General features: G+C 71.2%; 22 protein-coding genes and 3 pseudogenes. 13 read left to right on the forward strand and 12 right to left on the reverse strand.

Annotated elements, in window-relative coordinates; translation table 11 throughout:
* Window positions 1-144: 144 nt before the first annotated feature.
* From ACH4S8_RS15380 to ACH4S8_RS15390, 3 genes are all read right to left on the reverse strand, one after another.
* Window positions 145-936, reverse strand: a complete 792-nt coding sequence (locus ACH4S8_RS15380) for a S1 family peptidase (RefSeq protein WP_398393942.1) — start codon at window positions 934-936, stop codon at window positions 145-147.
* Window positions 937-1,720: 784 nt separating this feature from the next.
* A complete protein-coding gene (locus ACH4S8_RS15385) occupies window positions 1,721-4,570 on the reverse strand; it encodes an AAA family ATPase (protein WP_398393944.1) in 2,850 nt (949 codons plus the stop codon).
* Between the two features lie 151 nt (window positions 4,571-4,721).
* A complete protein-coding gene (locus ACH4S8_RS15390) occupies window positions 4,722-5,573 on the reverse strand; it encodes a response regulator transcription factor (protein WP_398393946.1) in 852 nt (283 codons plus the stop codon).
* Window positions 5,574-5,675: 102 nt separating this feature from the next.
* Between ACH4S8_RS15390 and ACH4S8_RS15395 the strand changes: the two genes are divergently transcribed.
* Both ACH4S8_RS15395 and ACH4S8_RS15400 read left to right on the forward strand, forming a co-directional pair.
* Window positions 5,676-7,355: an AMP-binding protein gene (locus tag ACH4S8_RS15395; RefSeq protein ID WP_398393949.1), complete on the forward strand. Its 1,680-nt coding sequence runs from the start codon at window positions 5,676-5,678 to the stop codon at window positions 7,353-7,355.
* A complete protein-coding gene (locus tag ACH4S8_RS15400) occupies window positions 7,352-8,959 on the forward strand; it encodes an AMP-binding protein (protein WP_398393951.1) in 1,608 nt (535 codons plus the stop codon). The genes ACH4S8_RS15395 and ACH4S8_RS15400 overlap by 4 nt, the downstream gene beginning before the upstream one ends.
* 41 nt (window positions 8,960-9,000) lie before the next feature.
* Here the strand turns inward: ACH4S8_RS15400 and ACH4S8_RS15405 are convergent.
* A pseudogene (locus ACH4S8_RS15405) lies at window positions 9,001-9,384 on the reverse strand (hypothetical protein); the annotation flags it as partial.
* A 1,017-nt stretch (window positions 9,385-10,401) separates the two neighbouring features.
* On the opposite strand from ACH4S8_RS15405, the gene gcl reads away from it, so the two are divergent.
* A complete protein-coding gene (gcl, locus tag ACH4S8_RS15410; protein WP_398393953.1) occupies window positions 10,402-12,186 on the forward strand; it encodes a glyoxylate carboligase in 1,785 nt (594 codons plus the stop codon).
* A 98-nt stretch (window positions 12,187-12,284) separates the two neighbouring features.
* Window positions 12,285-13,193, forward strand: coding sequence for an alpha/beta fold hydrolase (locus tag ACH4S8_RS15415; protein ID WP_398393955.1), 909 nt, complete (start codon window positions 12,285-12,287; stop codon window positions 13,191-13,193).
* Here ACH4S8_RS15415 and ACH4S8_RS15420 read toward each other — a convergent pair.
* From ACH4S8_RS15420 to ACH4S8_RS15435, 4 genes are all read right to left on the reverse strand, one after another.
* Window positions 13,162-13,746 (reverse strand): TIGR04222 domain-containing membrane protein, encoded by a 585-nt coding sequence (locus tag ACH4S8_RS15420; protein ID WP_398393957.1) that lies wholly within the window; start codon window positions 13,744-13,746, stop codon window positions 13,162-13,164. The genes ACH4S8_RS15415 and ACH4S8_RS15420 overlap by 32 nt on opposite strands.
* Before the next feature lie 281 nt (window positions 13,747-14,027).
* The gene (locus ACH4S8_RS15425) at window positions 14,028-14,285 is read right to left on the reverse strand and encodes a hypothetical protein (protein WP_398393959.1); all 258 of its coding nucleotides are present in this window, start codon (window positions 14,283-14,285) and stop codon (window positions 14,028-14,030) included.
* Between the two features lie 528 nt (window positions 14,286-14,813).
* Window positions 14,814-15,707 carry a 2-hydroxy-3-oxopropionate reductase gene (locus tag ACH4S8_RS15430; protein ID WP_398393961.1) on the reverse strand — a complete coding sequence of 298 codons (894 nt, stop codon included), beginning with the start codon at window positions 15,705-15,707 and terminating at the stop codon, window positions 14,814-14,816.
* A 60-nt stretch (window positions 15,708-15,767) separates the two neighbouring features.
* Complete coding sequence (locus ACH4S8_RS15435; protein WP_398393963.1) at window positions 15,768-16,622, reverse strand: TIM barrel protein; 855 nt, start codon at window positions 16,620-16,622, stop codon at window positions 15,768-15,770.
* 168 nt (window positions 16,623-16,790) lie between these two features.
* Between ACH4S8_RS15435 and ACH4S8_RS15440 the strand changes: the two genes are divergently transcribed.
* Window positions 16,791-17,051, forward strand: coding sequence for a hypothetical protein (locus ACH4S8_RS15440; RefSeq protein ID WP_398393965.1), 261 nt, complete (start codon window positions 16,791-16,793; stop codon window positions 17,049-17,051).
* Window positions 17,048-17,461, forward strand: coding sequence for a helix-turn-helix domain-containing protein (locus ACH4S8_RS15445; protein ID WP_398393967.1), 414 nt, complete (start codon window positions 17,048-17,050; stop codon window positions 17,459-17,461). Before ACH4S8_RS15440 ends, ACH4S8_RS15445 begins: the two co-directional genes overlap by 4 nt.
* A 38-nt stretch (window positions 17,462-17,499) precedes the next feature.
* Here the strand turns inward: ACH4S8_RS15445 and ACH4S8_RS15450 are convergent, their stop codons facing one another.
* The 4 genes from ACH4S8_RS15450 to ACH4S8_RS15465 form a co-directional block, all read right to left on the reverse strand.
* A complete protein-coding gene (locus ACH4S8_RS15450) occupies window positions 17,500-18,171 on the reverse strand; it encodes a hypothetical protein (protein ID WP_398393969.1) in 672 nt (223 codons plus the stop codon).
* Between the two features lie 125 nt (window positions 18,172-18,296).
* Window positions 18,297-18,782: a hypothetical protein gene (locus ACH4S8_RS15455; RefSeq protein ID WP_398393971.1), complete on the reverse strand. Its 486-nt coding sequence runs from the start codon at window positions 18,780-18,782 to the stop codon at window positions 18,297-18,299.
* A 98-nt stretch (window positions 18,783-18,880) separates the two neighbouring features.
* Window positions 18,881-19,291: a type II toxin-antitoxin system VapC family toxin gene (locus ACH4S8_RS15460; protein WP_398393973.1), complete on the reverse strand. Its 411-nt coding sequence runs from the start codon at window positions 19,289-19,291 to the stop codon at window positions 18,881-18,883.
* Window positions 19,288-19,563, reverse strand: a complete 276-nt coding sequence (locus ACH4S8_RS15465) for a hypothetical protein (RefSeq protein ID WP_398393975.1) — start codon at window positions 19,561-19,563, stop codon at window positions 19,288-19,290. Before ACH4S8_RS15465 ends, ACH4S8_RS15460 begins: the two co-directional genes overlap by 4 nt.
* 998 nt (window positions 19,564-20,561) lie before the next feature.
* Between ACH4S8_RS15465 and ACH4S8_RS15470 the strand changes: the two are divergent.
* The 7 genes and pseudogenes from ACH4S8_RS15470 to ACH4S8_RS15500 all read left to right on the forward strand — a co-directional run bounded on the left by ACH4S8_RS15470 (window position 20,562) and on the right by ACH4S8_RS15500 (window position 23,790).
* Window positions 20,562-21,224, forward strand: a pseudogene (locus ACH4S8_RS15470) (tyrosine-type recombinase/integrase).
* A gap of 110 nt (window positions 21,225-21,334) precedes the next feature.
* Window positions 21,335-21,637: a transposase gene (locus tag ACH4S8_RS15475; protein WP_398393977.1), complete on the forward strand. Its 303-nt coding sequence runs from the start codon at window positions 21,335-21,337 to the stop codon at window positions 21,635-21,637.
* A gap of 15 nt (window positions 21,638-21,652) precedes the next feature.
* Window positions 21,653-21,817, forward strand: a complete 165-nt coding sequence (locus ACH4S8_RS15480; RefSeq protein ID WP_398394121.1) for a winged helix-turn-helix domain-containing protein — start codon at window positions 21,653-21,655, stop codon at window positions 21,815-21,817.
* A complete protein-coding gene (locus ACH4S8_RS15485) occupies window positions 21,814-22,341 on the forward strand; it encodes a transposase (protein ID WP_398394123.1) in 528 nt (175 codons plus the stop codon). The genes ACH4S8_RS15480 and ACH4S8_RS15485 overlap by 4 nt, the downstream gene beginning before the upstream one ends.
* Window positions 22,342-22,435: 94 nt before the next feature.
* On the forward strand, window positions 22,436-22,876 hold the full coding sequence (locus ACH4S8_RS15490) for a hypothetical protein (protein WP_398393979.1): 441 nt from the start codon (window positions 22,436-22,438) through the stop codon (window positions 22,874-22,876).
* 94 nt (window positions 22,877-22,970) lie between these two features.
* Window positions 22,971-23,129: pseudogene (locus ACH4S8_RS15495) on the forward strand (ATP-binding protein); the annotation flags it as partial.
* A gap of 79 nt (window positions 23,130-23,208) precedes the next feature.
* Entirely contained in the window at window positions 23,209-23,790 is a 582-nt protein-coding gene (locus ACH4S8_RS15500) for a suppressor of fused domain protein (RefSeq protein WP_398393981.1), read from the forward strand.
* Window positions 23,791-24,030 lie beyond the last annotated feature (240 nt).

The following is a 24,030-nucleotide window of genomic DNA, read 5'->3' on the forward strand; positions in this document are numbered from 1 at the left end:
TGGGGGCCCCCCCCCGGGGGGGCGGGGGGGGGGGGGGGGGGGGGGGGGGGGGGGGTTGTGGGGGGGGGGGGGGGGGGGGGGCGGCCCCCCCCCCCCCCCGCCCCTCGGCTTTTACCTGAGGGGTACTCAGGAGATCATCGTTCCCTACGAGTCGACCTGCTCGGTCACCAGGCTGGAGAACGTCGTCAGGCGGGTGTAGACACCCGGGTAGCCGGCCTCCGCGCAGCCCTCTCCCCAGGAGGTGATGCCGGCCAGCACCCCGCCGATGAGCAGCGGGCCGCCGCTGTCGCCCTGGCAGGTGTCGACGCCGCCGGCGGTGTAACCGGCGCAGACCATGTCGGAGGCCACGTAGTTGGAGCCGTACGAGCTCGCGCAGCTGGCGTCGGACACGATCGGGACGGTCGCGGTGCGCAGCTGGTTGGAGGAGGTGCCGTTCTCCGAGGTGGTGCCCCAGCCGACGATCCGGGCCTCGGTGCCGGCCGCGTACAGGCCGGTGTCCGAGCCGGAGACGTACGGCGCCGGGGTGTACGGCATCGGCGTGGACAGGGTCAGCACGGCCACGTCGTCGCCGTCGAGGGCGTTCGTGTAGTCGGGGTTGATCCAGATCTTGCCGACCTTGCTGACGGTTCCGTCCGTGCCGTTGAGGAAGGTCCTCCCGCCCACCACACGGACGCTGCTGGTGGTCTCGCCCGACATGCAGTGGGCGGCGGTCACGACCTTGTCGGCAGCGACCAGGGTGCCGCCGCAGAACTGGTTCTGCCTGGCGTCGGTGATCTGCATCATGAACGGGTACGCGGTCGTCGTGGTCGTCGTGCCGCCGACGATGGGCTGGGGAACGGCTGCGGCGGACGGGGCGCCGAGCAGCGTGGTCGCGGCTGCCGCGGCGGTCGCCGCACAGAAGGCTGCGCTGTTCTTGAGGCGGATGAGCCCGAACATCGGTCTCCTTGAAAGTTGCCGGTGGGGGGACGCGCGGGTGTGTGTGGGGGGAGTCACGACGCCTCTGGATGGGGTGTCGTAGGCCCGAGCGAGCGGCACGCCCACACGCTAGGGGGTGTGACCGCTCTCTCCCAATGGGGGAACCCCCTAGTGGAGACGGGGGAGGGAAAACCCTCGCACGGCAAGGGCCGTGTTTGACGCGGGCGCCGTCCGGTTGGTCCCGGCCCGGGGGCCGCGCCCGTCCGGCGCACGTTCACCCGAAGGAGTCACCCAGCAGCCATACCGCCTCGGCCCGGAGCTCTACCGCCGCGGGCCGGAGCGTCACCGATCCGGCTCGCAGTCTCACCGGTCCGGCCGCTTCCCGCGCGACCCGCGTCACCGTTTCGGCCCGCAACGGCCCCCGGCCCGGGCCCGCCCGAGACCGTGCCAGGGCCCCGACTTCCGGGAGTTCACCGTCCCGCCACGCCCCACGAGCGGCCACGGCACCGGCTCGGAAGCAGGGAAGTGCGGCAGCCCAGCGACCCGGTGGCTCGGAGGCGCAGGGGCTCCGGGGTCCGGCGGTTCAGCGGTCAGGGGGCGGTGAGGTCCGGAGGCACGGTGGCGCGGATGGCCTGGGGCCCGGCAGTTCGGCGGCCCGGGACCCAGGGGGCCGGCGGTTCAGCGGCCAGGGGGGCGGAGGCGCGGCGGCGCGGACGGCCGGCAGCCCAGCGGCCCGGCGGGGCACAGGGCGCGGTGGCCGGCAGCCCCCGGTCGGCCGGTCGCTCGGCCGTGCGCCGGGGGAGCGTCAGTCGGGTCTGCGTTCCGCGGCCAGCCGCACGATGTCGACCCGCGACCGTATCCCCAGCTTCCGGTACACCCGGGTGAGCGTGGCCTCCACGGTCTTGACGCTGATGAACAGGCGCCCGGCGATCTCGCGGTTGGTGGCGCCCTCCATGACCAGGGCGGCGACCTGACGCTCGGTGGCCGCGAGGCTGTCGAGGGCGGCGGGGGCGAGCGGCGGCGCGGCCGGCGGGCGCGCGGACGCCGCCTCGACCTGCCGGAGCCAGGGCAGCGCACGGCACCGGCGGAACAGCCGGGCCGCCTCGTCGTAGGAGGTGGGCCCCGGTACGGGGGTCCCCCCGGCCCGGGCGACGCCGGGATGCTGCGGGAAGGTGCGCAGCCCGGCGAGGGCGTACGCGGCGCGGGCCTCCTCCAGGCCGTAGCCCAGTTTGCCGAGGCGGTCCTGCGCGGAGGCCAACTGGCGTTCCGCGGGTCCCTGTTCGCCGCGCGCGGCCCGTACCAGCGCCTCGGCGCGGTCGAGCACGGCGAGCACGCTCTCGCGTTCCAGCCTGAGCGCGCGCCGGCGGGTCACGTCGATGACGTCCTGCGCCTCCGCGGTCTCGCCGATCCTGACCAGGGCCTCGGCGAGGTCCCCGTGCCAGCGGCCCCGGGCGGGGTCGATGACGCCGAGCGCCTCCTCCAGCTCCCGGACCCGGCGCAGGGAGCGGACCGCGGCCGACGCGTCCCCGGCGACGAGCTGGGCGTGCCCGAGGGCGCCCAGGGCGCGCGAGAGGTAGACCATGTCGCCGTCCTCCTCGGCGCGGTCCACGGCCTCGTGGGCGAGTGCGAGCGCCCGGTCCACGTCACCGCCGGCCGCCTCGGCGAGGGAGGTGAACATGGCGGTGGCCGCCTCGCCGATGCCGGTGTCGCGGGCCAGCCTGAGGCTCTCCCGGGCCAGGTCGAGGGCGCGCCCGCAATGACCGGAGCGCAGTTCGGTCTCGGCGAGGCCGCGCAGGAAGTGCAGTTCGCTCTCGACCATGCCGCGCCGCTGCACCTCGCGCAGCAGCGCGGTGATGGCCGTACGGGCCTCGGCGAGCCGGTCGCTCATGATGAGCCAGCGGAACCGGGCGGCGCCGGCGCCGTTGTGGTCGCAGGCGACCCGCGGGTCCTGCGGTTCGCGCATCGCCCGCTGGATCGTCGAGGGCGCGTCGGGGTGCCCCATCAGGGTCTCCATCTGCGCCTGGAAGCCGAGCGCGAGGAGTTCGGTGCGCCGGTCCCCGGCGCGTGCCGCGAGTCGCGCGGACCGGGCGGCCTCCTCGCGGGCCTTGGTCATCTCGCCGTCCATCAGCAGAGCCCGCCAGCCGAGCTGGTAGCGCACGAGGGCGACCAGGCCCGGGTCGTCGCCCGCGTCGGCGAGGGCCTGGGGGAAGACGGCGTCGATCTCGGACATGGCCTGTCCGGCGGAGTCGACGACGACCATCCAGGCCCGGACCCGTTCGGCGGGGGCGGTGGCTCGTGACAGCACCTGGCGAGCGATGTCCCGGGCGAGGTCCGTCTCCCCGGCCGTCAGCGCGTCCTCGGCGGCCCCCAGCCGGCGTTCGTCGGGGCCGGGCACGGTGCCGGGCGGGGTGTGCCGGGCGGCGAGCAGTCCGAGCCCGACGGCGACGGAGGGAGCGCCGCGGTCGCGGGCGGCGGCCGCGGCCTCGCCGAGCCGGGCGGCGACCGTCGGGTCGGTGCCGGTGGTGGCCAGCGCGAGATGGCGGGCCCGCTCGATGGGGTCGGAGGCCGCGCGGGACAGGGCCGCGTGCGCGGCGCGCCGCTCCTGGGCGTCGGCCTCCGCGTACAGGGCGGCCGAGACCAGGGGGTGCGCGAACCGGATGCCGGGTGTGTCGCGTTCGGTGGCGAGGAGCCCGAGGGCGGCGGCGGAGGCGGTCTCGGCCTCGGCGTTCTCGCGGCCCGCGGCGTGCAGCAGGGCCAGGGTCGGGCGGGCTCCCGCGCTCGCCACCAGCAGGGTGCGGCGGGCCTCGGCGGACAGCATGTCCAGGCGGCTGAGGACCAGGGCGCGCAGCGACGTCGGTACGGGGAGCGGTTCGCCCGGACTCGGCCGGGTCGGGGACTCGGCGAGGGCGCGGCCCAGCTCCAGCGCGAAGAGCGGGTTGCCGCCACTGGTGCGGTGGATGTCGCGCACGGTGGAGCGGGGCAGACCGGTGTAGCCGCGCTGCGCGAGGAGGTCGGCCACCTGGGCACGGGCCAGCGGGGCGACCCGCAGGGCCAGGGTCTCCGGCACGGACGCGCGCAGGAAGCGGTCGTGGTCCTGTGCCTGCGGCTCGGTCTCCGTACGGACCGCGCACAGCATGCGGACCGGTGTGCCGCCGAGCCTGCGGGCGGCGAAGCCGAGGAGTTCGGCGCTGGCCGGGTCGAGCCACTGCAGGTCGTCCGCGACGATCAGCACCGGCCCCCGCGCGGCCAGGGCGCGGAACGCCGAGAGCACCGCGAGCCGCAGGGCCAGGCCGTCGCGCTGGAGGGTGGACTCACCGCGGCCGGTGAGCGCCGACTCCAGCGCGGTGCGCTGCGGGGCGGGCAGCCGGTGGGCTATCTGGTCGACGACCAGACCGAGGAGGTCGGCCAGTGCGAGGAAGGGGAGATGGGATTCGGACTCGGTGGCCGAGCAGCGCAGGACGGTCCGCGACGATTCGGCGCATTCGGCGGCCAGCGCCCGCAGGACGGTCGACTTTCCTATTCCCGCCGGTCCGTGCACGAGCACACTGCCGCCGCCGGAGAGCTGCTCGCGTGCCCCCGCGAAGAGTTCTTCCCGGCCGATGACCAGGTCGGGGCGCGGTCTGGCAGGTTCATGGAAGTCCCCTCGCACGGTCACCGCTCCCCTCGTGTGTCGTGTCCTGGCCAATGTTAGGCAATGTCTCTTTGAATTTCGGACAGTCCGGGTGGTGAGGGAAATAACAGATGGTACGCATACGTCATTTCGCGGTCCGGACGATTGAATGAAGGGTGCGGAAGCAGTCGGTGAGCTAAGGCAACACCCCGGCTCTGCGCGCGGCGACCACGGCCTCCAGGCGGGTGTGCGCGCCGAGCCTGCGCATCGCCGACCGCAGGTACCCCTTCACGGTCTCCGGACGCAGCCCGAGCCGCTCGGCCGCGGCCGCGTTCGTCGCCCCCGCCGCGATGCAGGCGAGGACGTCCACCTCGCGCGGAGACAGCCCGGCATCGCGGGGCACCCCCGCCGACGGGGCCACCGCGCCGGCCAGCCGGCCGCACACGGAGAGCAGTTCGGCCCGCAGCCGCGGGTCGGCGATCCGCGGGGCCAGCGCGCGCAGCGTCCCGTGCGCCTCGCGCACCTCCTCCCAGGCCGCGTCCCCCCGCGCTCCCGCCGCCGGGCCGGGCTCGCGCGCGACGCCGAGCGCCTCGCGTGCCGCGTCCCGGACGACCAGCGCCTGCTCCACGTCCCGGGCCGCGGCGACGGCCGCTCCCAGCGTGCGGTCGCCCAGCGGCTGGGCCGTCCTCAGGGCGCCGTACAGCACACCGCGCACCCGGCGCCGTACGACGACGGGAACCGCGAGGACGGAACACAGCCCCTCCGCCGCCACCGCGGCGTCGTACTCGTGGCTGATCTGCCGCGAGGCCGGGTAGTCGCTCACCGCGCAGGGCCGGGCGAGGGCCACCGCCTTGCCGCCCAGACCGTTGCCCGAGGAGACCGCGAGCGAGCTCAGCGCGGGCGTCGCCGTGCCGCTCAGCTCACTGATGCGCACCAGCCGGCCGCCGGAGTCGACCAGCCCGCCGAAGGCCACCGGCAGCCCTGTCGCACGCCGCAGCCGCACCAGTGCGGCCCGCACTTCCACCGACTCGGCCGTGTCCGCTGCCACCTGCTCGTCCCTTCATCGCGGGGCACCCCCCGTTCGGGGGTGGTGAGACCTGCATCACGGAATACACGATGGTAGGCGGCGGTCCGGCAACGAGGAGGACACATGACGGCGACAACGGGCAGGGCGGACGAGTTCCGTGCCGCACGGGACTTCCTGCTGGAGCACCGCGCGGACTACACCACGGCCTACGAAGGCTTTCGCTGGCCCCGCCCGGAGCACTTCAACTGGGCCCTCGACTGGTTCGACGCCATCGCGCGCGACAACGACCGGACCGCCCTGCACATCGTGGAGGAGGACGGCGAACGTGTCGAGGTCTCCTTCGCGGAGATGTCCGAGCGCTCGAACCGGGTGGCCAACTGGCTGCGCGAGCGGGGCGTAGGTGCCGAGGACCGCGTCCTCGTCATGCTCGGCAACCAGGTCGAGCTGTGGGAGACGGCGCTGGCCGCGATGAAACTGCGCGCCGTCGTCATCCCGGCCACCCCGCTGCTCGGCCCCGCCGACCTGGCCGACCGGGTCGAACGCGGCCGGGTGCGGCACGTCGTCGTGCGCTCCGAGGACGCCGCGAAGTTCGACGCCGTACCGGGCGACTACACCCGGATCTCGGTCGGCGCCGCGCGGTCCGGCTGGCACGCGTACGAGGAGACGGCCGGTGCCGACGCCGTCTTCGAGCCCGACGGCCCCACCCACGCCGACGACCCCCTGATGCTCTACTTCACCTCGGGCACCACCGCCCGGCCCAAACTGGTGGAGCACACCCACGTCTCGTACCCGATCGGCCACCTGGCGACGATGTACTGGATCGGGCTCGAGCCCGGGGACGTCCATCTGAACATCTCCTCACCCGGCTGGGCCAAGCACGCCTGGTCGAACCTCTTCGCGCCGTGGAACGCGGAGGCGACCGTCTTCCTGTACAACTACACGCGCTTCGACGCGGGCCGGCTGATGGCCGAGATGGACCGGGCAGGCGTCACCACCTTCTGCGCCCCGCCCACCGTGTGGCGCATGCTCATCCAGGCCGACCTGGGGCAGCTGCGGACCCCGCCGCGCGAGGTCGTCGCCGCGGGCGAGCCGCTGAACCCCGAGGTCATCGAGCAGGTCAGGCGCGCCTGGGGCGTCACGATCCGGGACGGCTTCGGGCAGACGGAGACCGCCGTCCAGGTGTCCAACAGCCCGGGCCAGCCGCTCAAGACCGGCTCCATGGGCCGCCCCGGCCCCGGCTTCCGCGTCGAACTGCTCGACCCGGTCTCGGGCGCGCCCGGCGCCTCGGAGGGCGAGATCTGCCTCGACCTGTCCGAACGCCCCGTGGGCCTGATGACCGGCTACCACGGTGACCCCGACCGTACGGCGGAGGCGATGGCGGGCGGCTACTACCGCACCGGGGACATCGGTTCGCGCGACGCCGACGGCTACATCACCTACGTCGGCCGCGCCGACGACGTGTTCAAGGCCTCCGACTACAAGATCTCGCCCTTCGAGCTGGAGAGCGCGCTCCTGGAGCACGAGGCCGTCGCCGAGGCCGCCGTGGTCCCGGCCCCCGACGAACTGCGCCTCGCCGTCCCGAAGGCCTACATCGTCCTGGCGGCCGGCTACGAGCCGGGCCCCGACACCGCCAAGGTCCTCTTCGAGCACGCGCGTACGGTCCTCTCGCCGTACAAGCGCATCCGCCGCCTGGAGTTCGGCGAGCTGCCCAAGACCGTCTCCGGCAAGATCCGCCGGATCGAGCTGCGCGAGGCCACGGCCGCCGGCTCGGACGCCGAGTACCGCGAGGAGGACTTCCGGTGAGTGAACTGTCGTACGCGCACGGGACGGGCGGCACGGCGCTGCTCGGCGACACCATCGGGGCGAACCTCGACCGGGCCGTCGCCGCCTGGCCGGAGAGGGAGGCGCTGGTCGACGTGCCCTCGGGGCGGCGCTGGACGTACGCGCAATTCGGCGCGGCCGTGGACGAGTTGGCGTACGCGCTGCTCGCGTCCGGGATCGCCAAGGGCGACCGGGTGGGCATCTGGGCGGTCAACTGCCCGGAGTGGGTGCTCGTCCAGTACGCCACCGCCCGCATCGGCGCGGTCATGGTGAACATCAACCCGGCCTACCGCACCCACGAGGTCGAGTACGTCCTCAACCAGGCCGGGATCTCGCTGCTCTTCGCCTCCCTGAGCCACAAGACCAGCGACTACCGCGCGATGGTCGAGGAAGTGCGGCGCAGGTGCCCGCAGTTGAGGGAGACCGTCTACATCGGCGACCCGGGCTGGGACGCCCTGCTGCGGCGCGGGACCCCGGACCTGGACGAGGCGCTGCGCGTCCGCGCGGGCGAACTGTCCTGCGACGACCCCATCAACATCCAGTACACCTCGGGCACGACGGGCTTCCCCAAGGGGGCCACGCTCTCCCACCACAACATCCTCAACAACGGTTATTTCGTCGGGGAATCGATCGCCTACTCCGAGCAGGACCGGGTCTGCATCCCGGTGCCCTTCTACCACTGCTTCGGCATGGTGATGGGGAACCTGGCCGCCACCTCGCACGGCGCGTGCATGGTCATCCCGGCCCCGTCGTTCGACCCGGCGGCCACACTGAGGGCCGTACAGCAGGAGCGGTGCACCTCGCTGTACGGCGTACCCACCATGTTCATCGCGGAGTTGAACCTCCCCGACTTCGCGTCGTACGACCTGTCCACCCTGCGCACCGGCATCATGGCGGGCTCGCCCTGCCCGGTCGAGGTGATGAAACGGGTGGTCGCCGAGATGCACATGGAGGAGGTCTCCATCTGCTACGGCATGACGGAGACCTCGCCGGTCTCGCTCCAGACCCGCCGGGACGACGATCTCGAACACCGCACGGGCACGGTCGGCCGGGTCCTGCCGCACCTGGAGGTGAAGGTCGTCGACCCGGTGGACGGGGTGACCCGGCCGCGCGGCACGGCAGGAGAGCTGTGCACCCGCGGCTACAGCGTGATGCTCGGCTACTGGAACGAGCCCGAGAAGACCGCCGAGGCCGTCGACGCGGGGCGCTGGATGCACACGGGCGATCTCGCGGTGATGCGCGAGGACGGGTACGTCGAGATCGTCGGCCGCATCAAGGACATGATCATCCGGGGCGGCGAGAACATCTATCCGCGCGAGATCGAGGAGTTCCTGTACGCCCACCCGAAGATCGCCGACGTCCAGGTGGTCGGCGTCCCGCACGAGCGCTACGGCGAGGAGGTGCTCGCCTGCGTCATCCCGCGCGATCCGGCCGACCCCCTCACGCTGGAGGAGCTGCGCGCGTTCTGCGAGGGCAGGCTGGCGCACTACAAGATCCCGAGCCGGCTGCGGATCCTGGAGACCTTCCCCATGACGGTCTCGGGGAAGGTACGGAAGATCGAACTCCGGGAGACGTACGCCGAGTAGGCGCCCGGAGCGCTGCTGGTGCGCGTGTCCGTGGCCGGTGGTCAGTCCGTGACGGCGATGAGTTCGTCGGCCGGGCTGTTCACCGGCTGGGGCGTGCCCGTGAGGTCCAGGACGAACAACGGGACGCCCAGGGCGTCGGCGCGGGCCCGGGCGTCGTCGGCGTATCCGGCCAGGGAGAAGAAGACGCACTCCGACGACTCCGTCATGGCGGTCAGCCACAGACACTCGACGTCGCGCAGCGAGGCCGGTCGTACGGTGGGGTCCACCTGGGCCAGGATGCCGCGCGCGGCGAGTCCGATCCCGGACGGGGGGCGCTGGTCCGCGCGCCGGATGTCGCGATAACCGAGCCAGCCCAGATAGAGCGCGGCGGCGGTGACGGCGTCCCGTGCGGTCCGGATGGCGACCGGCTGGAACGCGGGCCTCCGGCCGGTCCCACCGTCACGGCCGGGTCCTGTCCCGGGCCCGTCGGCCGACCCCCACCCGGACCCACCGTCCGAGCTCTCCTCGGGGCCGCTGCCCGAGGCCTGCTCAGGGCCATCGTCCGAGCCCCGCCCGGGTCCGCCGTCCGGTCCCCGCCCGGGTCCACTGCCCACGCCCTGCCCGGGGCCGCCGTCCGAGCCCCGCTCAAGGCCGCCGCCCAAGACCTGCTCGGGTCCGTCGTTCCAGCTCCGCTCGGGTCCGCCGTCCGGTCCCTGCCCGGGTCCACTGCCCACGCCCTGCCCGGGGCCGCCGTCCGAGCTCTGCTCAGGGCCGCCGCCCAAGGCCTGCTCGGGTCCGTCGTTCCAGCCCCGCCCGGGTCCGTCGGCCGAGCCCCGCCCGGGTTCGGCGCCCGAGCCTTGCTCGGGGGTGGTGGCTCCGGCCTTCCGGATTCCGGCTCGGGGTTTCCCGTCGTCGGACCGGGGTGTGACCGGCCCGGTTTCCCGGCCCGGGGCCGTCCGCAGCGGGATGCGCAGCGTCGTTCCGCAGGGGCAGCCCAGTTCCGGGTGCGGCCACTGGGTCTCGCGGCCGCAGGCACCGCACCGGACCGCGGTCCATTCGTCGTCCCACGCGCGGCAGGTGACGGCGACCGGCTCACCGAGCCGGTCGAGCGGGGCGGTCACGGGCGATCCGCACACGCAGGGGTAGGACGGAGCCGCGTACAGATGCTCGCGGCGGCAGGCCGGACACCGCACCGGCACGCTCTCGTCCATGGACCGCTCCAGAAACTCACGTCGGGTCAGCGCGTCCATCGTCCTCCTTCGCGCGGCCTCCGGCAGCGAAATGCTCCGACGCGCGGGGGCGCGGTCCGGCGCGCCCCCGCCCTTGACGCTCCCTGCCCCGACACCTACATTTCTTCCAGATAGCAGAAGTTAGTTTCCGCAATGCGGAATCAGAAGTGGGATCGACGACTCTCCGCGGGGCGCGACGGGAGCGCGGATCCGACAGTCGGAGCAGGAGAACCCATGGCTCGTATGACCGCTGCCCGCGCGGCAGTCGAGATCCTCAAGCGCGAGGGTGTGACCGACGCGTTCGGCGTTCCGGGCGCGGCGATCAACCCCTTCTACGCGGCGCTGAAGGCGTCCGGCGGGATCAGCCACACCCTCGCCCGGCACGTCGAGGGTGCCTCGCACATGGCGGAGGGCTACACCCGCACCCACCCGGGCAACATCGGTGTCTGCGTGGGCACTTCGGGCCCGGCCGGAACCGACATGATCACCGGCCTCTATTCCGCGAGCGGCGACTCGGTCCCGATCCTGTGCATCACCGGCCAGGCACCGACCGCGGTGATCCACAAGGAGGACTTCCAGGCCGTCGACATCGCCGCGATCGCGCGCCCCGTGACCAAGATGGCCGTCACCGTGCTGGAGGCCGCGCAGGTTCCCGGCGTCCTCCAGCAGGCCTTCCACCTGATGCGCTCCGGACGCCCCGGGCCGGTCCTCGTCGACCTGCCCGTCGACGTCCAGCTCACCGAGATCGAGTTCGACCCCGGGACGTACGAACCGCTGCGGGCGTACAAGCCCGCAGCCACCCGCGCCCAGATCGAGAAGGCGATCGGGCTGCTGAACGCCTCCGAGCGCCCGCTGATCGTGGCCGGCGGTGGGGTCGTCAACGCCGACGCGGCCGAACTCCTCGTCGAATTCGCCGAGTTGACGGGTACCCCGGTCGTTCCGACGCTCATGGGCTGGGGCGTGCTGCCCGACGACCACGAACTCAACGCGGGCATGGTGGGCCTGCAGACCTCGCACCGCTACGGCAACGCGACCTTCCTGGAGTCCGACTTCGTCCTCGGCATCGGCAACCGCTGGGCCAACCGCCACACCGGCGACCTGGACGTCTACACGGCCGGCCGGACCTTCGTGCACGTCGACATCGAACCCACCCAGCTCGGCCGGATCTTCGCCCCCGACTTCGGCATCGCCTCCGACGCCGGGGCCGCCCTGGAGCTGTTCGTCGAGGTGGCGAAGGAGCTGAAGGCGAAAGGCGCTCTGCCCGACCGTTCCGCGTGGGCGGCCTCGGCCCAGGAGAAGCGGGCCACCCTGCAGCGCCGGACGCACTTCGACGACGTCCCGATCAAGCCGCAGCGCGTCTACGAGGAGATGAACAAGGTCTTCGGCCCGGAGACCCGGTACGTGACCACCATCGGCCTCTCGCAGATCGCCGGCGCCCAGATGCTGCACGTCTACCGGCCGCGCCACTGGATCAACTGCGGCCAGGCGGGCCCGCTCGGCTGGACCGTCCCGGCCGCGCTCGGCGTCGCCAGGGCCGACCCCGGCGCACAGGTCGTCGCCCTCTCCGGAGACTACGACTTCCAGTTCATGATCGAGGAACTGGCCGTCGGAGCCCAGCACCGGATCCCGTACGTCCATGTCCTGCTGAACAACGCCTACTTGGGCCTGATCCGGCAGGCGCAGCTCGGACTGGACATCGACTTCCAGGTCAACCTGGAGTTCGAGAACATCAACTCCCCGGAGCTCGGCGTCTACGGCGTCGACCACGTCAAGGTCGTCGAGGGTCTCGGCTGCAAGGCGATCCGGGTCACCGACCCGGGTGAGCTCGGCGCCGCCTTCGAGCGGGCCAGGAAACTCGCCGCCGAGTTCCAGGTCCCCGTCGTCGTCGAGGCGATCCTGGAGCGCGTCACCAACATCGCGATGAGCAGGACCAACGACATCGGGAACGTGGTCGAGTTCGAGGAGATCGCGACCGAACCGGGCCACGCGCCCACCGCGATCAGGACACTGAAGGTCTGACGCGGGCCTTCGATCACGCGCCCGTCCGGCCCGTCCCGAGTGGCGGGCCGGACGGGCGCGTTGTTCCCAGGAGCGGACCGGTCCGGCATGCTCGCCCCATGCGGATGACCGTCCCCACCCCCCTCGGCGACATCGCCGTACGCTGCCTGTCCCCGTTCGCCGGCGCCCGGCGGGAAGGAGCCGCGGGTCCGTCCGGCGCGCCCGCCCTGCTGCTCCTGCACGCCAACCCCGGGGACGGCCGTGACTACGACGCCGTGCTGCCGGCCCTCGCCGACCGGTACCGCACCTTCGTCGTGGACTGGCCCGGGTACGGCGACTCGACCGCGCCGGAACCCGGGCGGGTCCGTCCCGAAGGACTGGTGGAGGTCGCGGAGCGGGTGCTCGACGTGCTCGCCGAGGAGCACGGCGTGCGGAAGGTCGCCGTGCTCGGCAACAGCGTCGGCGGCTATGTCGCCTGCCGGCTCGCCGAAGGTCCCCGCGCCGCCTCGGTCACCTCGCTCGTCCTGGTCGACCCGGCGGGCTTCACCCGGCACACCGCGCTCACCCGCTGGTTCTGCCGCGAGGTGATGGGCCGCCCGGCCCGTGCCCGCCGGCTCGTCGTGCCGCTGGCCCGCGCCTATCTGGGCCGGCTGGGCACGCCGAGCGCGCGGGAGACGTACGCCCGCGTGCGCGGACTGCCGCACGACGAGCGAAGACTGGCGGTGCACTGCGCGCTCTGGCGCGGGCTCGCCGACCCGGACTTCGGCCTCGCGGACCCCGCCGCCCTCGACCTGCCGATCCTGCTCCTGTGGGGGAACCGCGACCCGGTCGTGCCCGCGTTCCTCGACGGCCGCCGCGCCCGGCGCCTGCTCCCCGCGGGGACGGCCAGCGTTCGGCTGCCCACGGCCCACGAGCCGTACAACGAACGCCCGGATCTCTTCCTGCGGCACGTCCTGCCGTTCCTGGAGAACCCGCGGGCGGTCGCCGCACGCCGGCTCAGGCCCCCCAGCCGCCCGCGCATCCGCTGAAGTCGCTGCCGCCTCCGCCGCGGTCCCAGGCCGGTCCGGGCTCCCGCCGTCCGTGGCCCGCCAGTCCCGCGTTCCTGGTGAAGTGCGGCACCAGCACCTTCAGGGAGGTGTCGCCGTACAGCGCGACCGCGAGCAGGATCTCCGCCGGGGACAGCCCTTCCGGTCCGCCGGGCGCGGGAGCCGAGGCGCGCAGGTCCCGCAGGAGGCGCCGCGCGGCGCGGGTCCGGCGCGGCGGCAGCCGGCGCAGCAGCCCGGCCGCGACGGCCTCGCTCCTCAGCTCCGCCAGCGCGCGCCGTACACGCGGCCGCAGCATCAACTCCGGCATCGTGGAAGGAAGATGGAGTGAGGAGTAGACGGCCCTCACCAGCGCGATTCCTGATGTGGAGGAGGTGCCCGGGGACGGGGCCGAGGTCCGCATCGTGCCCGTCGGGCCGGCGGCCACCCTGCCCCGCAGATGCAGGTCGAGCACGGCTACCTTCACGGCCGCCCGCGGCCCGCCACGCAGCAGCGCGACGGTCTGAGGCCCAGGCCCGACCGCCGCGCTCCCGCTCATGGTGCTACCCCCGTACCCCCGTTCGGGACCCGCCGCCCCCGTGCCGGCGGGCCCCGTGTGAGGAGAATGTGCCTCATCCGGCGGGAGGTGAAGCCCCCGGGCCCGTGTTCAGAGGTTGATTTGAGGGTTCCGTAGGCGTTCTACGCCCGCTTGTGTAGGGACGGAGTCCGTTTGCCGCCCGTTTCGGCTCGTGGCTCCTGGGCCGGGCACAGTTCCCGGGCCAGCCCCTGGCTCCTGGGCCGGGCACGGCTCCCGGGCCGGCCTGTGGCTTCCCGGGGTCCTCATCCGTCCGTGTGCTCCGTGTGTTCCGGATGGCTGTGGTGCTCGGAGAGGCCGGGCCAGTCGTCCGGGCCGCCGCCCTGCCACTCGATGATGTCGCTCTCCTCGACCTCGATCGCGTCCAGGTCGACGTCCGCCTGGCGCAGGATCTCGACCACGTCGTCGAGGTGGTACGCGATGCCGAGCACCCGGTCGCCCTCGGTGACCCGCCGTGACCCGTCCAGCCCCGGTGTGTGCACCACGATCCTGGGGAATTCCATGCCGTCAGCCTCCATGGTCCAAGGCTGCTGGCCGCCGCCGGAATCCGCACCCGGAGCGCGGTGTCCGGCACCGGGCCCGGCGGGCCGTACGGGGTTGGTTGCCGTCCGACGGCGCGAGGCCGGGCGCGACGGTACGTTCGTGCCGCCGGACGGGGTCTGGGGGGCGAGGGCTGGAGCCCTCTGCGGGGCGGGCCGGTGCGAGGTCGTACGCGACCCGCCCTGTGTGGGGCGGGGACCGCGGTGGCGGCGACGGACCGGAGCGCCCTTCCCTCATGCCGGGAAGGCGCACCGGATCCTTGACCACCGCACTGGCTCGCTCGCCGCCGCGGTCCTCACCCCGCCCGCACCGTGTCGCGCGACGGCCACCCCTCATTCGGGCCGTTCGGTGACACGCTGCGGGAACTCATCTCTCCGGACGTGGATCCGGGGAAGTGGATCCGGGCCGCGGCGGCACCTGGGCGCGACAGGACTTGTCGGCGCCACCGCGACCCGGACGTCTCGGACGGCCGGGCCGAGCCCGGCCCTGCCTCAGACCCGGGCGCCGGAGAGGCGCTCGACCCCGCGCAGCAGCGCGGAGTGGTCCAGGCCGCCGTCGCCCTGCGCGCGCAGACCGGCGACGAGCTGGGCGACCACGGCGCCCACGGGCAGCGCGGCGCCCACGGCACGGGCGGCGTCCGTGACGATGCCCATGTCCTTGTGGTGCAGGTCGACGCGGAAACCCGGCTCGAACTCGCGGTTCAGGAAGTTGTCCCGCTTGCGGGCCAGCACGGTGGAGCCCGCGAGACCGCCGCCGAGGACGTCGAGGGCGGCCCGCAGGTCCACGCCGGACCGCTCCAGGAAGACCACCGCCTCGGCGCACGCCTGGATGTTCACCGCGACGATCAGCTGATTGGCCGCCTTCACGGTCTGGCCCGAGCCGTGCGGACCGCACAGCACGATGGTCTTCCCGAGCGCCTCGAAGAGGGGTTCCGCCTCGTCGAAGGCGTCCTGGTCGCCGCCGACCATGATCGACAGCACGCCCTCGACGGCCCCGGCCTCCCCGCCCGACACCGGGGCGTCCAGCACCCGGACCCCCTTCTCGGCGCCGGCCCTGGCAAGGTCCACCGAGGTCCCCGGGGTGATCGAGGACATGTCGATCAGCAGCGCGCCGGGCCGCACGTTCTCCAGGACGCCGTCGGGGCCGTACGCGACGGCCTCGACCTGCGGGGAGGCGGGCACCATCGTGATCACCACGTCGGCGTCCCGCACGGCCTCGGCGATCGAACCGGCGGCGGTGCCGCCCGCGGCGGCCAGACGCTCCAGCTTGTCCCGTTCCAGCGTGTGGCCGGTGACGTCGTACCCGGCCTTGACCAGGTTCTCCGACATGGGCGAGCCCATGATGCCGAGGCCGATCCATGCCACCTTGGGGAGGTTGTCGCTCACGAGGATGCCTCTCTGCCGTCCGTACGGAGTCTCTGCGATGTCTCTGTGATCGCTGCCGCGTCAGCGGGGCCCGGATCCGCGGGCGGCGCGGGCCGCGGCCGGCAGCCAGTCGAAGGCCCGCGCGCTCGGCCGGTCGCCCGGCTTGTACTCCAGGCCGACCCAGCCCTCGTAACCCGCCTCGGCCAGCTGGTCGAGGAGCTTCTCCAGGGGGAGCGTGCCGGTGCCCGGTGAGCCCCGGCCGGGACAGTCGGCGATCTGCACATGACCGGTCCGGCCGGCGTGGGCGGCGATCACCCCCGGCAGGTCCTCGCCGTTCATGGCGAGGTGGTAGAGGTCCATGAGGAACCGGGCGTTGCCGAGGCCGGTCGCCGCGTCGACCTTGTCCACGACGGCGACGGCCGCCGGGGCGCTCACCAGCGGATAGTCCGGCGACTCCCGCTCGTTCAGGGCCTCGACGAGGAGAACCGCGCCGATCCGGTCCGCGGCCCGCGCCGCGAGGACCAGGTTCTCCAGCGCGAGCGCGTCCTGCTCGTCCGGGTCCACCCCGTGGATGCGGTTGCCGTACAGGGCGTTGAGCGCCCCGCAGCCCAGGGACCCGGCGAAGTCGGCGGCCACGTCGATGTTGGCCCGGAAGCGCGCGGACTCCTCCCCGGGGAGGGAGAGGGCGCCCCGGTCCGGACCGGGCAGCCGTCCGGCGTAGAAGTTCAGCCCGGTCAGCCGGACGCCCGCGTCCTCGATCGCCGTTCTCAGGGCGTCGAGTTCGGACCGCTGGGGGGTGGGGGAGTGGGGCCACGGCCACCACAGCTCGACCGCGCTGAACCCCGCCGCCGCGGCGGCCGCCGGACGCTCCAGGAGCGGGAGTTCCGTGAAGAGGATCGACAGGTTGACACTGAAGCGCTGGTCGGCGAATCCCATGGAGTCGACTCTCTCTTCCGTATCGTGGAAGTTTGTTTCTGCTCAATGGAAGATTGCCGTCGGGTTGAGCGGCTTGTCAAGAGGGGGTCCGGCGGAAGGCGTGGCCATGACCCGCTCGGGCCGGAGGGGACTTGCCGGGCCGTCCACACCGCGCAGTAGGTTGAGCCCGTGCGATTGAGAGTGGAGTTCACGACCGAGCCCTTCGATCTCGACGAGGTGCCCCGGCACGCCCTGGTCGCCCGTGAGGTCATCGAGACGGCCGAGCTGGACGCCGTGGACGTCGGCCCGTTCGGCAACACCGCCGAGGGCGGCGCGGACGCCGTGCTCACCGCCGTCGACGCGCTCCTGCGCAAGGTCCTGGAGGCCGGCGCCACCCGCGTCTCGCTCCAGGTGAACGTGATGGGCGAGGCGGGGGAGGGCGGTAAGTGACCGGCATCGCGGACGACCCGTTCGTCGCGGCGGTCAAGCCGCTGGTCGACGCCATGGGCGGCGAGATCCTGCCGCCCGAACTGGCCGACGAGGACGACGTCGTGCTGTCCTGGGAGGGCGCGGACGTCGTCGCCGTGCGCCTGCCCCAGCTCGCCGACTCGCTCGACCGCATCCTCGCCGCCCTGGAGCGCAAGCGCGGCAAGCCGCTCGCGGAACTCGACCGCAAGGCCAAGCAGGACATCGTGCGCACACTGGAGGCGCGCGGGGCCTTCACGGTGCGGCACGGCGTGGAAACGGTGGCGAGCGCGCTCGGCGTGAGCCGCTTCACCGTCTACAACTACATCAATTACGTCAACGAGCAACGGGCCAAGGCGCAAGCGGACGAGGGGCAGTCGCGGCAGGACGGGTGACCGGGACAAATCTCGGCAGGATCAAGCGAGCTGTCGCCTCATCGGCCCTGGCTCCAGGAGAGCCAGCGTTCGGCCCACTGCCGTTGCACAAGCTCGACATGGTCGCTGGAGGCGATCCGATGTGCGTGCTCCCGCAGGGCCGTGATGCGATCCGGGCGTGAGGCGCCGGTGAACCCGATGCCGACCTGCCAGTAGGAGGCGGTCATCACCACGTCACCACTCGACGATGCCGCGCAGAAGGTCGGGTTGTTCTCACCCGCCCCGAAGACTCCGGTCGCACAGCCGACGCCGGCCACGTCCCATGCGTCACAGAGCTGGACGCGCACCCACCGATAGGAGGGAGGGACCTCCTCGTCCTCATCGCCCGGTTCGTCTTCCGCATTCGGCGCATCGGCCGAAACATCCAGGCCGAGCAGAAACTCCCGCCGGCCGTCGCTCGTCGTCGAGAACAGGCCGCGCTCCTGTGCCGCACGCTCCCATTCCGCATTGAACCTGGCACCCAGGTCCGGCTCGTCGTGCTTGATGACGACGTCCCAGCGGCCGTCTTCCAGCTGCACGTACGTCACGTACCGTGCGACGAGACAGGGGACGAGATCGTCACGGGTTTCGACCACTTCCAGAAATTTGAACCCGGCCCGGGAAAGTTTGTCCTCGGATTCCCGAGGAAAGCCAATCGTCATTGTTCTTTTCTCCTGCGAGATTGCCGTCATGCCGAATGTGGGCGACGTGCGGAAACGGCTTGGCGCCGAGGCTGTATGCCCCGGCGCCAAGCCCATTCAATTGCGCGGGTCCCGTCAATGAGATCTGAGCCGACCCGGCAACGCTTGTTGAATTTTCAGCCTGCGAGATACGACGGCAGGGAGAGCTGTCCTGATGACTTGAGGGCCTGGAGACGCTCGCCGGGATCAATCACCTGAAGAATCTGAAACGCGTATCCCGTCAGATCGATCGAGCGATTCGCGACAAGGTCCGAATAAAGCACCCACGCACCGTTTCTGGCGATGTTCTGACATGCTTCAGAAGCCTCGTCATCGTCGTTGAAAACGAGCCTGAGGAGCAGATCAAGAGACTCTACTCGTGCCGCCAGTGGAAGATCACTTGCCAGTCCCGCCATGAGCACGGCAGTCACAGCGGCTGCCGGCTCCTGCGGAAAGGACTGGATGAGCACGTGTTCAGCGAGACGTGCATCCCTGGCCTCGTCGCGAGTTCGTGCCTCGAAAAACCGATGGAGATCAGTCGGAAGGTGGGAGGCGTTCGCGCCGCAACCGCAGCGCAGATCTGCCCATCGAACTAGGTCGATCTCATTGTTGACAAGGTTCACCCGATTCCCCATGTCCATTTGCCATCCCGATGGCCTCTGACTCACCCTGTGCATTCGGCTGTCAGTGCTGCAGCCAAAGGCATAGAGCACTGATCGAGCTACGGCAAGAGTGTCAGCGCGGGGACGTGGGCGGGCTTGACGACGCTGAAGTGCCGCCGGTCGAGGGTTGCTACCCGATCCACGCCGAAGCGCTCGGCCACCGCGATGACCGAGGCATCGACCCCGCCGAGCGGGAAGTCGGCGTACTGGAGGACCAGCTCACCCATGCGCACCAGGTCGGTGGGAGTGAGGTGCACCAGCTCGAATGTTCCCCGTGCGACCTCGGAGAGGAAGGCAGCTTCGACCCGGGGCCAGCGCTCCAGCAGCCAGCAGACCTCGGTCATGACCGGGCTGGGCAGCAGACGGCGGCCGGTCAGCGACGCCAGCAGGGAGGCGCACTCCGGGTGACGCCGGTCGGCCGCGTTGAACGCCGCAGCCAGGGGGCCGGTGTCCAGGACCGTGGCGATCACGCCGAGTCGCCGAAGCGCTCGCGCATCCGCTCGCGGATGTAGTCGTCGTGTCGTTCAGCCAGATCCTCGGGGCCATTCACGCTGCCGATCAGGGCCAGTAGCCCGGCTGGGATCGAACCCTCGCCCTCGCTCGCATCGACTGCCGGCAGTGACTGGGCAACTTGGGACAGTTCCTCATCCTGGGTGACGAGTAGGCGCAGACGTCGCACCTGGGCCGGAGTGAGCCGATCCACCAAGTGGTGCATGTCCTCGTAGTCGTACGCAGCGGTCACGCCAGCAGTGTAGGACGGCCCTGGGGCCTCGGACAGCCGGATCGGCAGAGGTTCACCCTCGCCGACGCGCGGGCTCGAACCCTGCCGGATGTCTGTCCCGATGCCTGCAAAGCTGCAACTCGCCTCCCCTGCAGCACATCCGCGATCTCGAATCCGACGTCTGCCGCACCAGCGGGCAGCAGAAAGGCCGACACGTCCGCGAACAGTGGCTCGGCGTTGGAACGCCGGGCGCGGTTGACCGCCAGGTCGGCCAAGCTCGCCGCCGGACATCGCGCCCCTGTCCCGGCAGGTCAACTTCCTCGGCGGCTGCGCCGCCCGATCCGCATGACCGGACACTGCACCCACCACCATCGGCCAGATCTTCGAGCACCTCGACTCTTGCCATCTGCCCGCTGGCGAACTCCTCGTGCGAAGCGGCAGCTGCCGCGCCAACCGCAAGCACATCCGCGTCTACGGCACCACCCGCAAGGAAGCCTTGGCCCGGCTGACCGAAAAGATCGCCAACAGCAACCGCGGCTACCCGCCCTGCCGCACTGGGCAGCTTTGCAGCCTGCCACACCTACTGGCAGGGGGGTTGTCGCCGTCCACCGGATCCGCGGAACACCCACCCCCGCTACACCGCCTGTGCCCGCCTGTATGTCATCTCCGGCTTCGGGAGGGAGAAGCTCGCCAAGCTCACCGCCATAGACATGCGCACCTGGCTCGACCAACTTCGCACAACCTGCCAGTGCTGCGCACGCGGCATCGACACCAACTGAGACCAAGCCTGTTGCTGCGCCGTCCGGACGTGCTGCCGCCACCGGCTGTCGCGGCTGACGCTCGCCCGTATCCACTCGGTGCTCAAGTCCGCCCTGAGTACGTCGTGCGCGAGGAAGAGATTCTGTGCAACGTGGCCCGCAACGTCCGCACCAGCACACCCCGACCCGGGGCGCTTCGAACCGCTTATTGCCGAGGAAGCACGCCAACTTCTCACCACCGACCGAGACCGCCGGCAGCACGTGCTATTCGAATTCGCGCTGCACACGGGGCTACGCAAACGTGAAATCCTCAGCCTGCGCTGGGAAGACCTCAACTTCGAGAGTGGCACTGTTGCCATCTGTCGAACCTTGCGGCGCACCGGCACCAGTGGCCTCACTACTGACCAAAACGTGGGACTCCGAGCGCTGCATTGCCCTTCCCGCCTGCTGTCTCCACCTCCTGAAGCTCCACCATGAACAGCAGCGGCGCGAGCGCGAAGCCGCAGGCAATACGTGGCAGCACAGCGGCCACGTATTCACGGCCCCCAAGGCAGATCGATCGACCCGACCAACCCCACCAGGACCTTCGCCACGCTCCTTCGCAAAGTTGGCGTACGCCACATCCGCTTCCACGACCTCCGGCGTTCGACCGCCACGCCGCTCCTGGAGCAGGGTGTGGAACTCGTCGTGATCGAGGGATTCCTCGGCCATGCCCACATCGGCGCCACCCGCCCCCGTGTACACCCACATCCGACTCTGCCTCCAGCGAGACGCCATCGACACCCTTCGCGTCGCACTCGGCGCCCGGAGATCAACGAGACGGGTAACTTCGACGGCGACGAACCACCACCCTTGGCCGCTGACGTCAACTACTGCCGTCAGAGACCTCAAGTACCTCATCAGCTACTGAACTTGATCGGGTGATGTCGGTGGCGTTCGTCTGACAGCGAGCGTTCGGTGCCGGTAGCCCTGGGGGTGTGAGGTACGCGCAGGGTGGCGGGCTGACGGACGCGTAGAGAGCAGCGCGGGAGCGGTTGCGGCTCCAGGCTGTGGAGTGCTTTGAGTGCGGGCAGAAGAACGCGGAGATTGCCGTTGTCCTGCGGATCAGCGTGCGGTCGGTCGAGCGGTGGCGCCGGGCCTGGCGCGAGGGCGGCGAGGCGGGGGTGCTGTCGAAGGGCTCGCCGGGGAGACCTCGGCTCAGTGAAATCCAGATCGTCAGGCTGGAGCGGGAGTTGGAGTGCGGGCCGCTGGCTCACGGTTGGGCGGACCAGCGGTGGACACTGGCACGGATCAAGACGCTGATCGGCCGGCTGTTCCACGTCTCCTACACGGTGTAGGGCGCCTGGCAGCTGCTGAAGCGGCACGGCTGGAGCTGGCAGCAGCCGACCCGCCGGGCGATCGAGCGCGACGACAGCGCGGTCGAGGTGTGGAAGAAGGAGACCTGGCCGCGGGTAAGAGCATCGCGGCAGAGCGCGGCGCCTGGCTGGTCTTCGAAGACGAAGCCGGACAGTCACTGACTCCGCCGCGCGCGAGAACCTGGGGCCGTCGGGGCTGCACACCGGTCATTCGAGTACGCGGGCGAGGCTCCGGGCGGGTGTCGATGGTCGGCATGACCTGCTACAAGCCCGGCCAGCGGTCCCGGCTGTTCTACGCGGTCCGGGAGTACACCGGGCGCAAGGACCAGCCGAAGGGCTTCGGCTGGCGCGACTTCCGTGACCTGATCGTCCGCGCCCGCATCCAGCTCGGCGGTCCCATCGTGCTGGTCTGGGACAACGTCCGCCTGCACCTGACCAAGCAGCTTCGCGAGTTCATCGATGCGAACGCCGACTGGCTCACAGTCTTCCAGCTGCCCACCTACGCGCCCGACCTCAACCCGACCGAAGGTGTCTGGTCACTGGTCAAGCGCGACATCGGCAACCTTGCCGCAGCGAACCTCGGCGAGGTCACCCGCGCCGTGAAACGCAAGCTCAAGACCCTCCAGTACCGTCCGGATGTCATCGACGGCTGTCTGACGGGCACCGGCCTGTTGCCGGACCCCTGACCTGCTGGTCTTGCCTGCACGGAGTCGTGCTCCAATAGCAGCGCACGCCCGGAACGGTCCCTCCTGGGAAGCCCGAGCCCTGAACGGAGGCGGCATGACCGAGCAAGGAGCCGCAAGAGCCTTCTACCTCCGGTACTGGCAGCCAGCCGACCAGGTGGAGATCGGATACCAGGTGACCGGCGTCGCCGAAGTTGTTGCGCACGCTGGCCGAGCCGCGCAGATCTACCGCGCGGCCGGGGCCGATTGCCTGGCCGGCGTCTCTGTGTGGCGCGGCGCCGACATCCCCGAGAACTCCCTCAACCTCGCCATCGGTCCAACACGCTGGGCCATCGTCCACACCGATTTCTTCCAGACCGTGACGCGAGGTCCGCGGAGCCCGGAGCGAACCCGGCAGAAGGTTCGCTTCGACGATCTGCTGGAGATCCCGAGCGACTGCTTCATCGACAGGGCGCTCGCGATCGACACCGTGTCGCTGTGGATGTCCGAGGACGCACTGCTGCAGACCGCAGGCTTCTCCAACGACCTGTTCGGTTAGGCCAGCAGGGACGTGTGGCTTTATCGAGCAGTAGCGACGTCGCTTGTCGATGGGTTTGGGAGGCGCCCTGTTCCACGGATGGGTGATGTCGACGAGTTTGGGAGGCTGGACCAAGACCTTCACCGACCCCCGCCTCTGCGCGGCCATCGTCGACCGCCTCACCTTCAACGGCACCATCATCGAGACCGGCACCGACTCCTACCGCCTCGCCTCCACCCGGGCCCGAGCCGAGGAACCGGTCAAAGCCAGCTGAACCATCCGAGTCCGCCCCGCCTGCGGCAGGGCGGACTCACAGCGAGGACACCTGAGCCAGCCGTGAGATCCTCTCCGTCATGTTCGAGAGCGAGCGCAACCAGCGGGCGATAGCAGGCGTCGAAGCCCACGTTCGCGACTTCTTCACCGGCCACATGATCACGGTCAGCGACTACGACCTGGGATCTGGACGAAGGGAAGCAGTTCCCGACCTGAGGATCCTCACCGTCAGCCCAGGACCGCGCGCCGACAGCTGGGCCTACATCACCGCCGGCTGCTGGTCCACGGTTGAGAGGGATGGCCACGGACTCGAATTCGTCCTCACCGCGTCCCTCCGCGACGAACGCTTCGCTGATCTTCTGGCCATGACCGCCTGCTACCACGCCGATCACCACCTCGATCTCGAGCACAGCCTGCCCATCGGGGAACCGTGGCTGCCCGGGTCCCACTGTGACCACCTGCTGATCAGCCTTCCCTACCTGCACGGCCCTGACCTGGAGCACTGCCCGCTGCCGGACGGCCATGCCCGCATCCTCTGGGCCCTGCCGGTCACCGGAGCCGAGATGGCATACCGTCGCGAGCACGGCCATGAAGCCCTTGAACAGCTCTTCGACGAGCACGCGATCGTTCCGACCGATCCAAGGCGGCCGTCCATCGCCTGAACCTCGCGGGCACAGTCCGGGCACAATCAGCAGCCGGGGAGTCCTCCAGCGCCGTCAAAACTCGTCGACATGCTGAGGCCCAGTGATCACCGATCGCTGCCCAAAGTCATCGACAAACGCTGTCCGCCTTCATGAACGAAGCCAGACGTGGCACTCACTCACAGCTGACTGGGCCGCGTCCCCGACATCACCCATTCAAGTTCAGTAGTGCTGAAGGGGCACTCGGGGTTGCATCCGCAG

This window comes from Streptomyces sp. NPDC021080 (genome assembly GCF_044333225.1).
Taxonomy (GTDB): Bacteria; Actinomycetota; Actinomycetes; order Streptomycetales; family Streptomycetaceae; genus Streptomyces.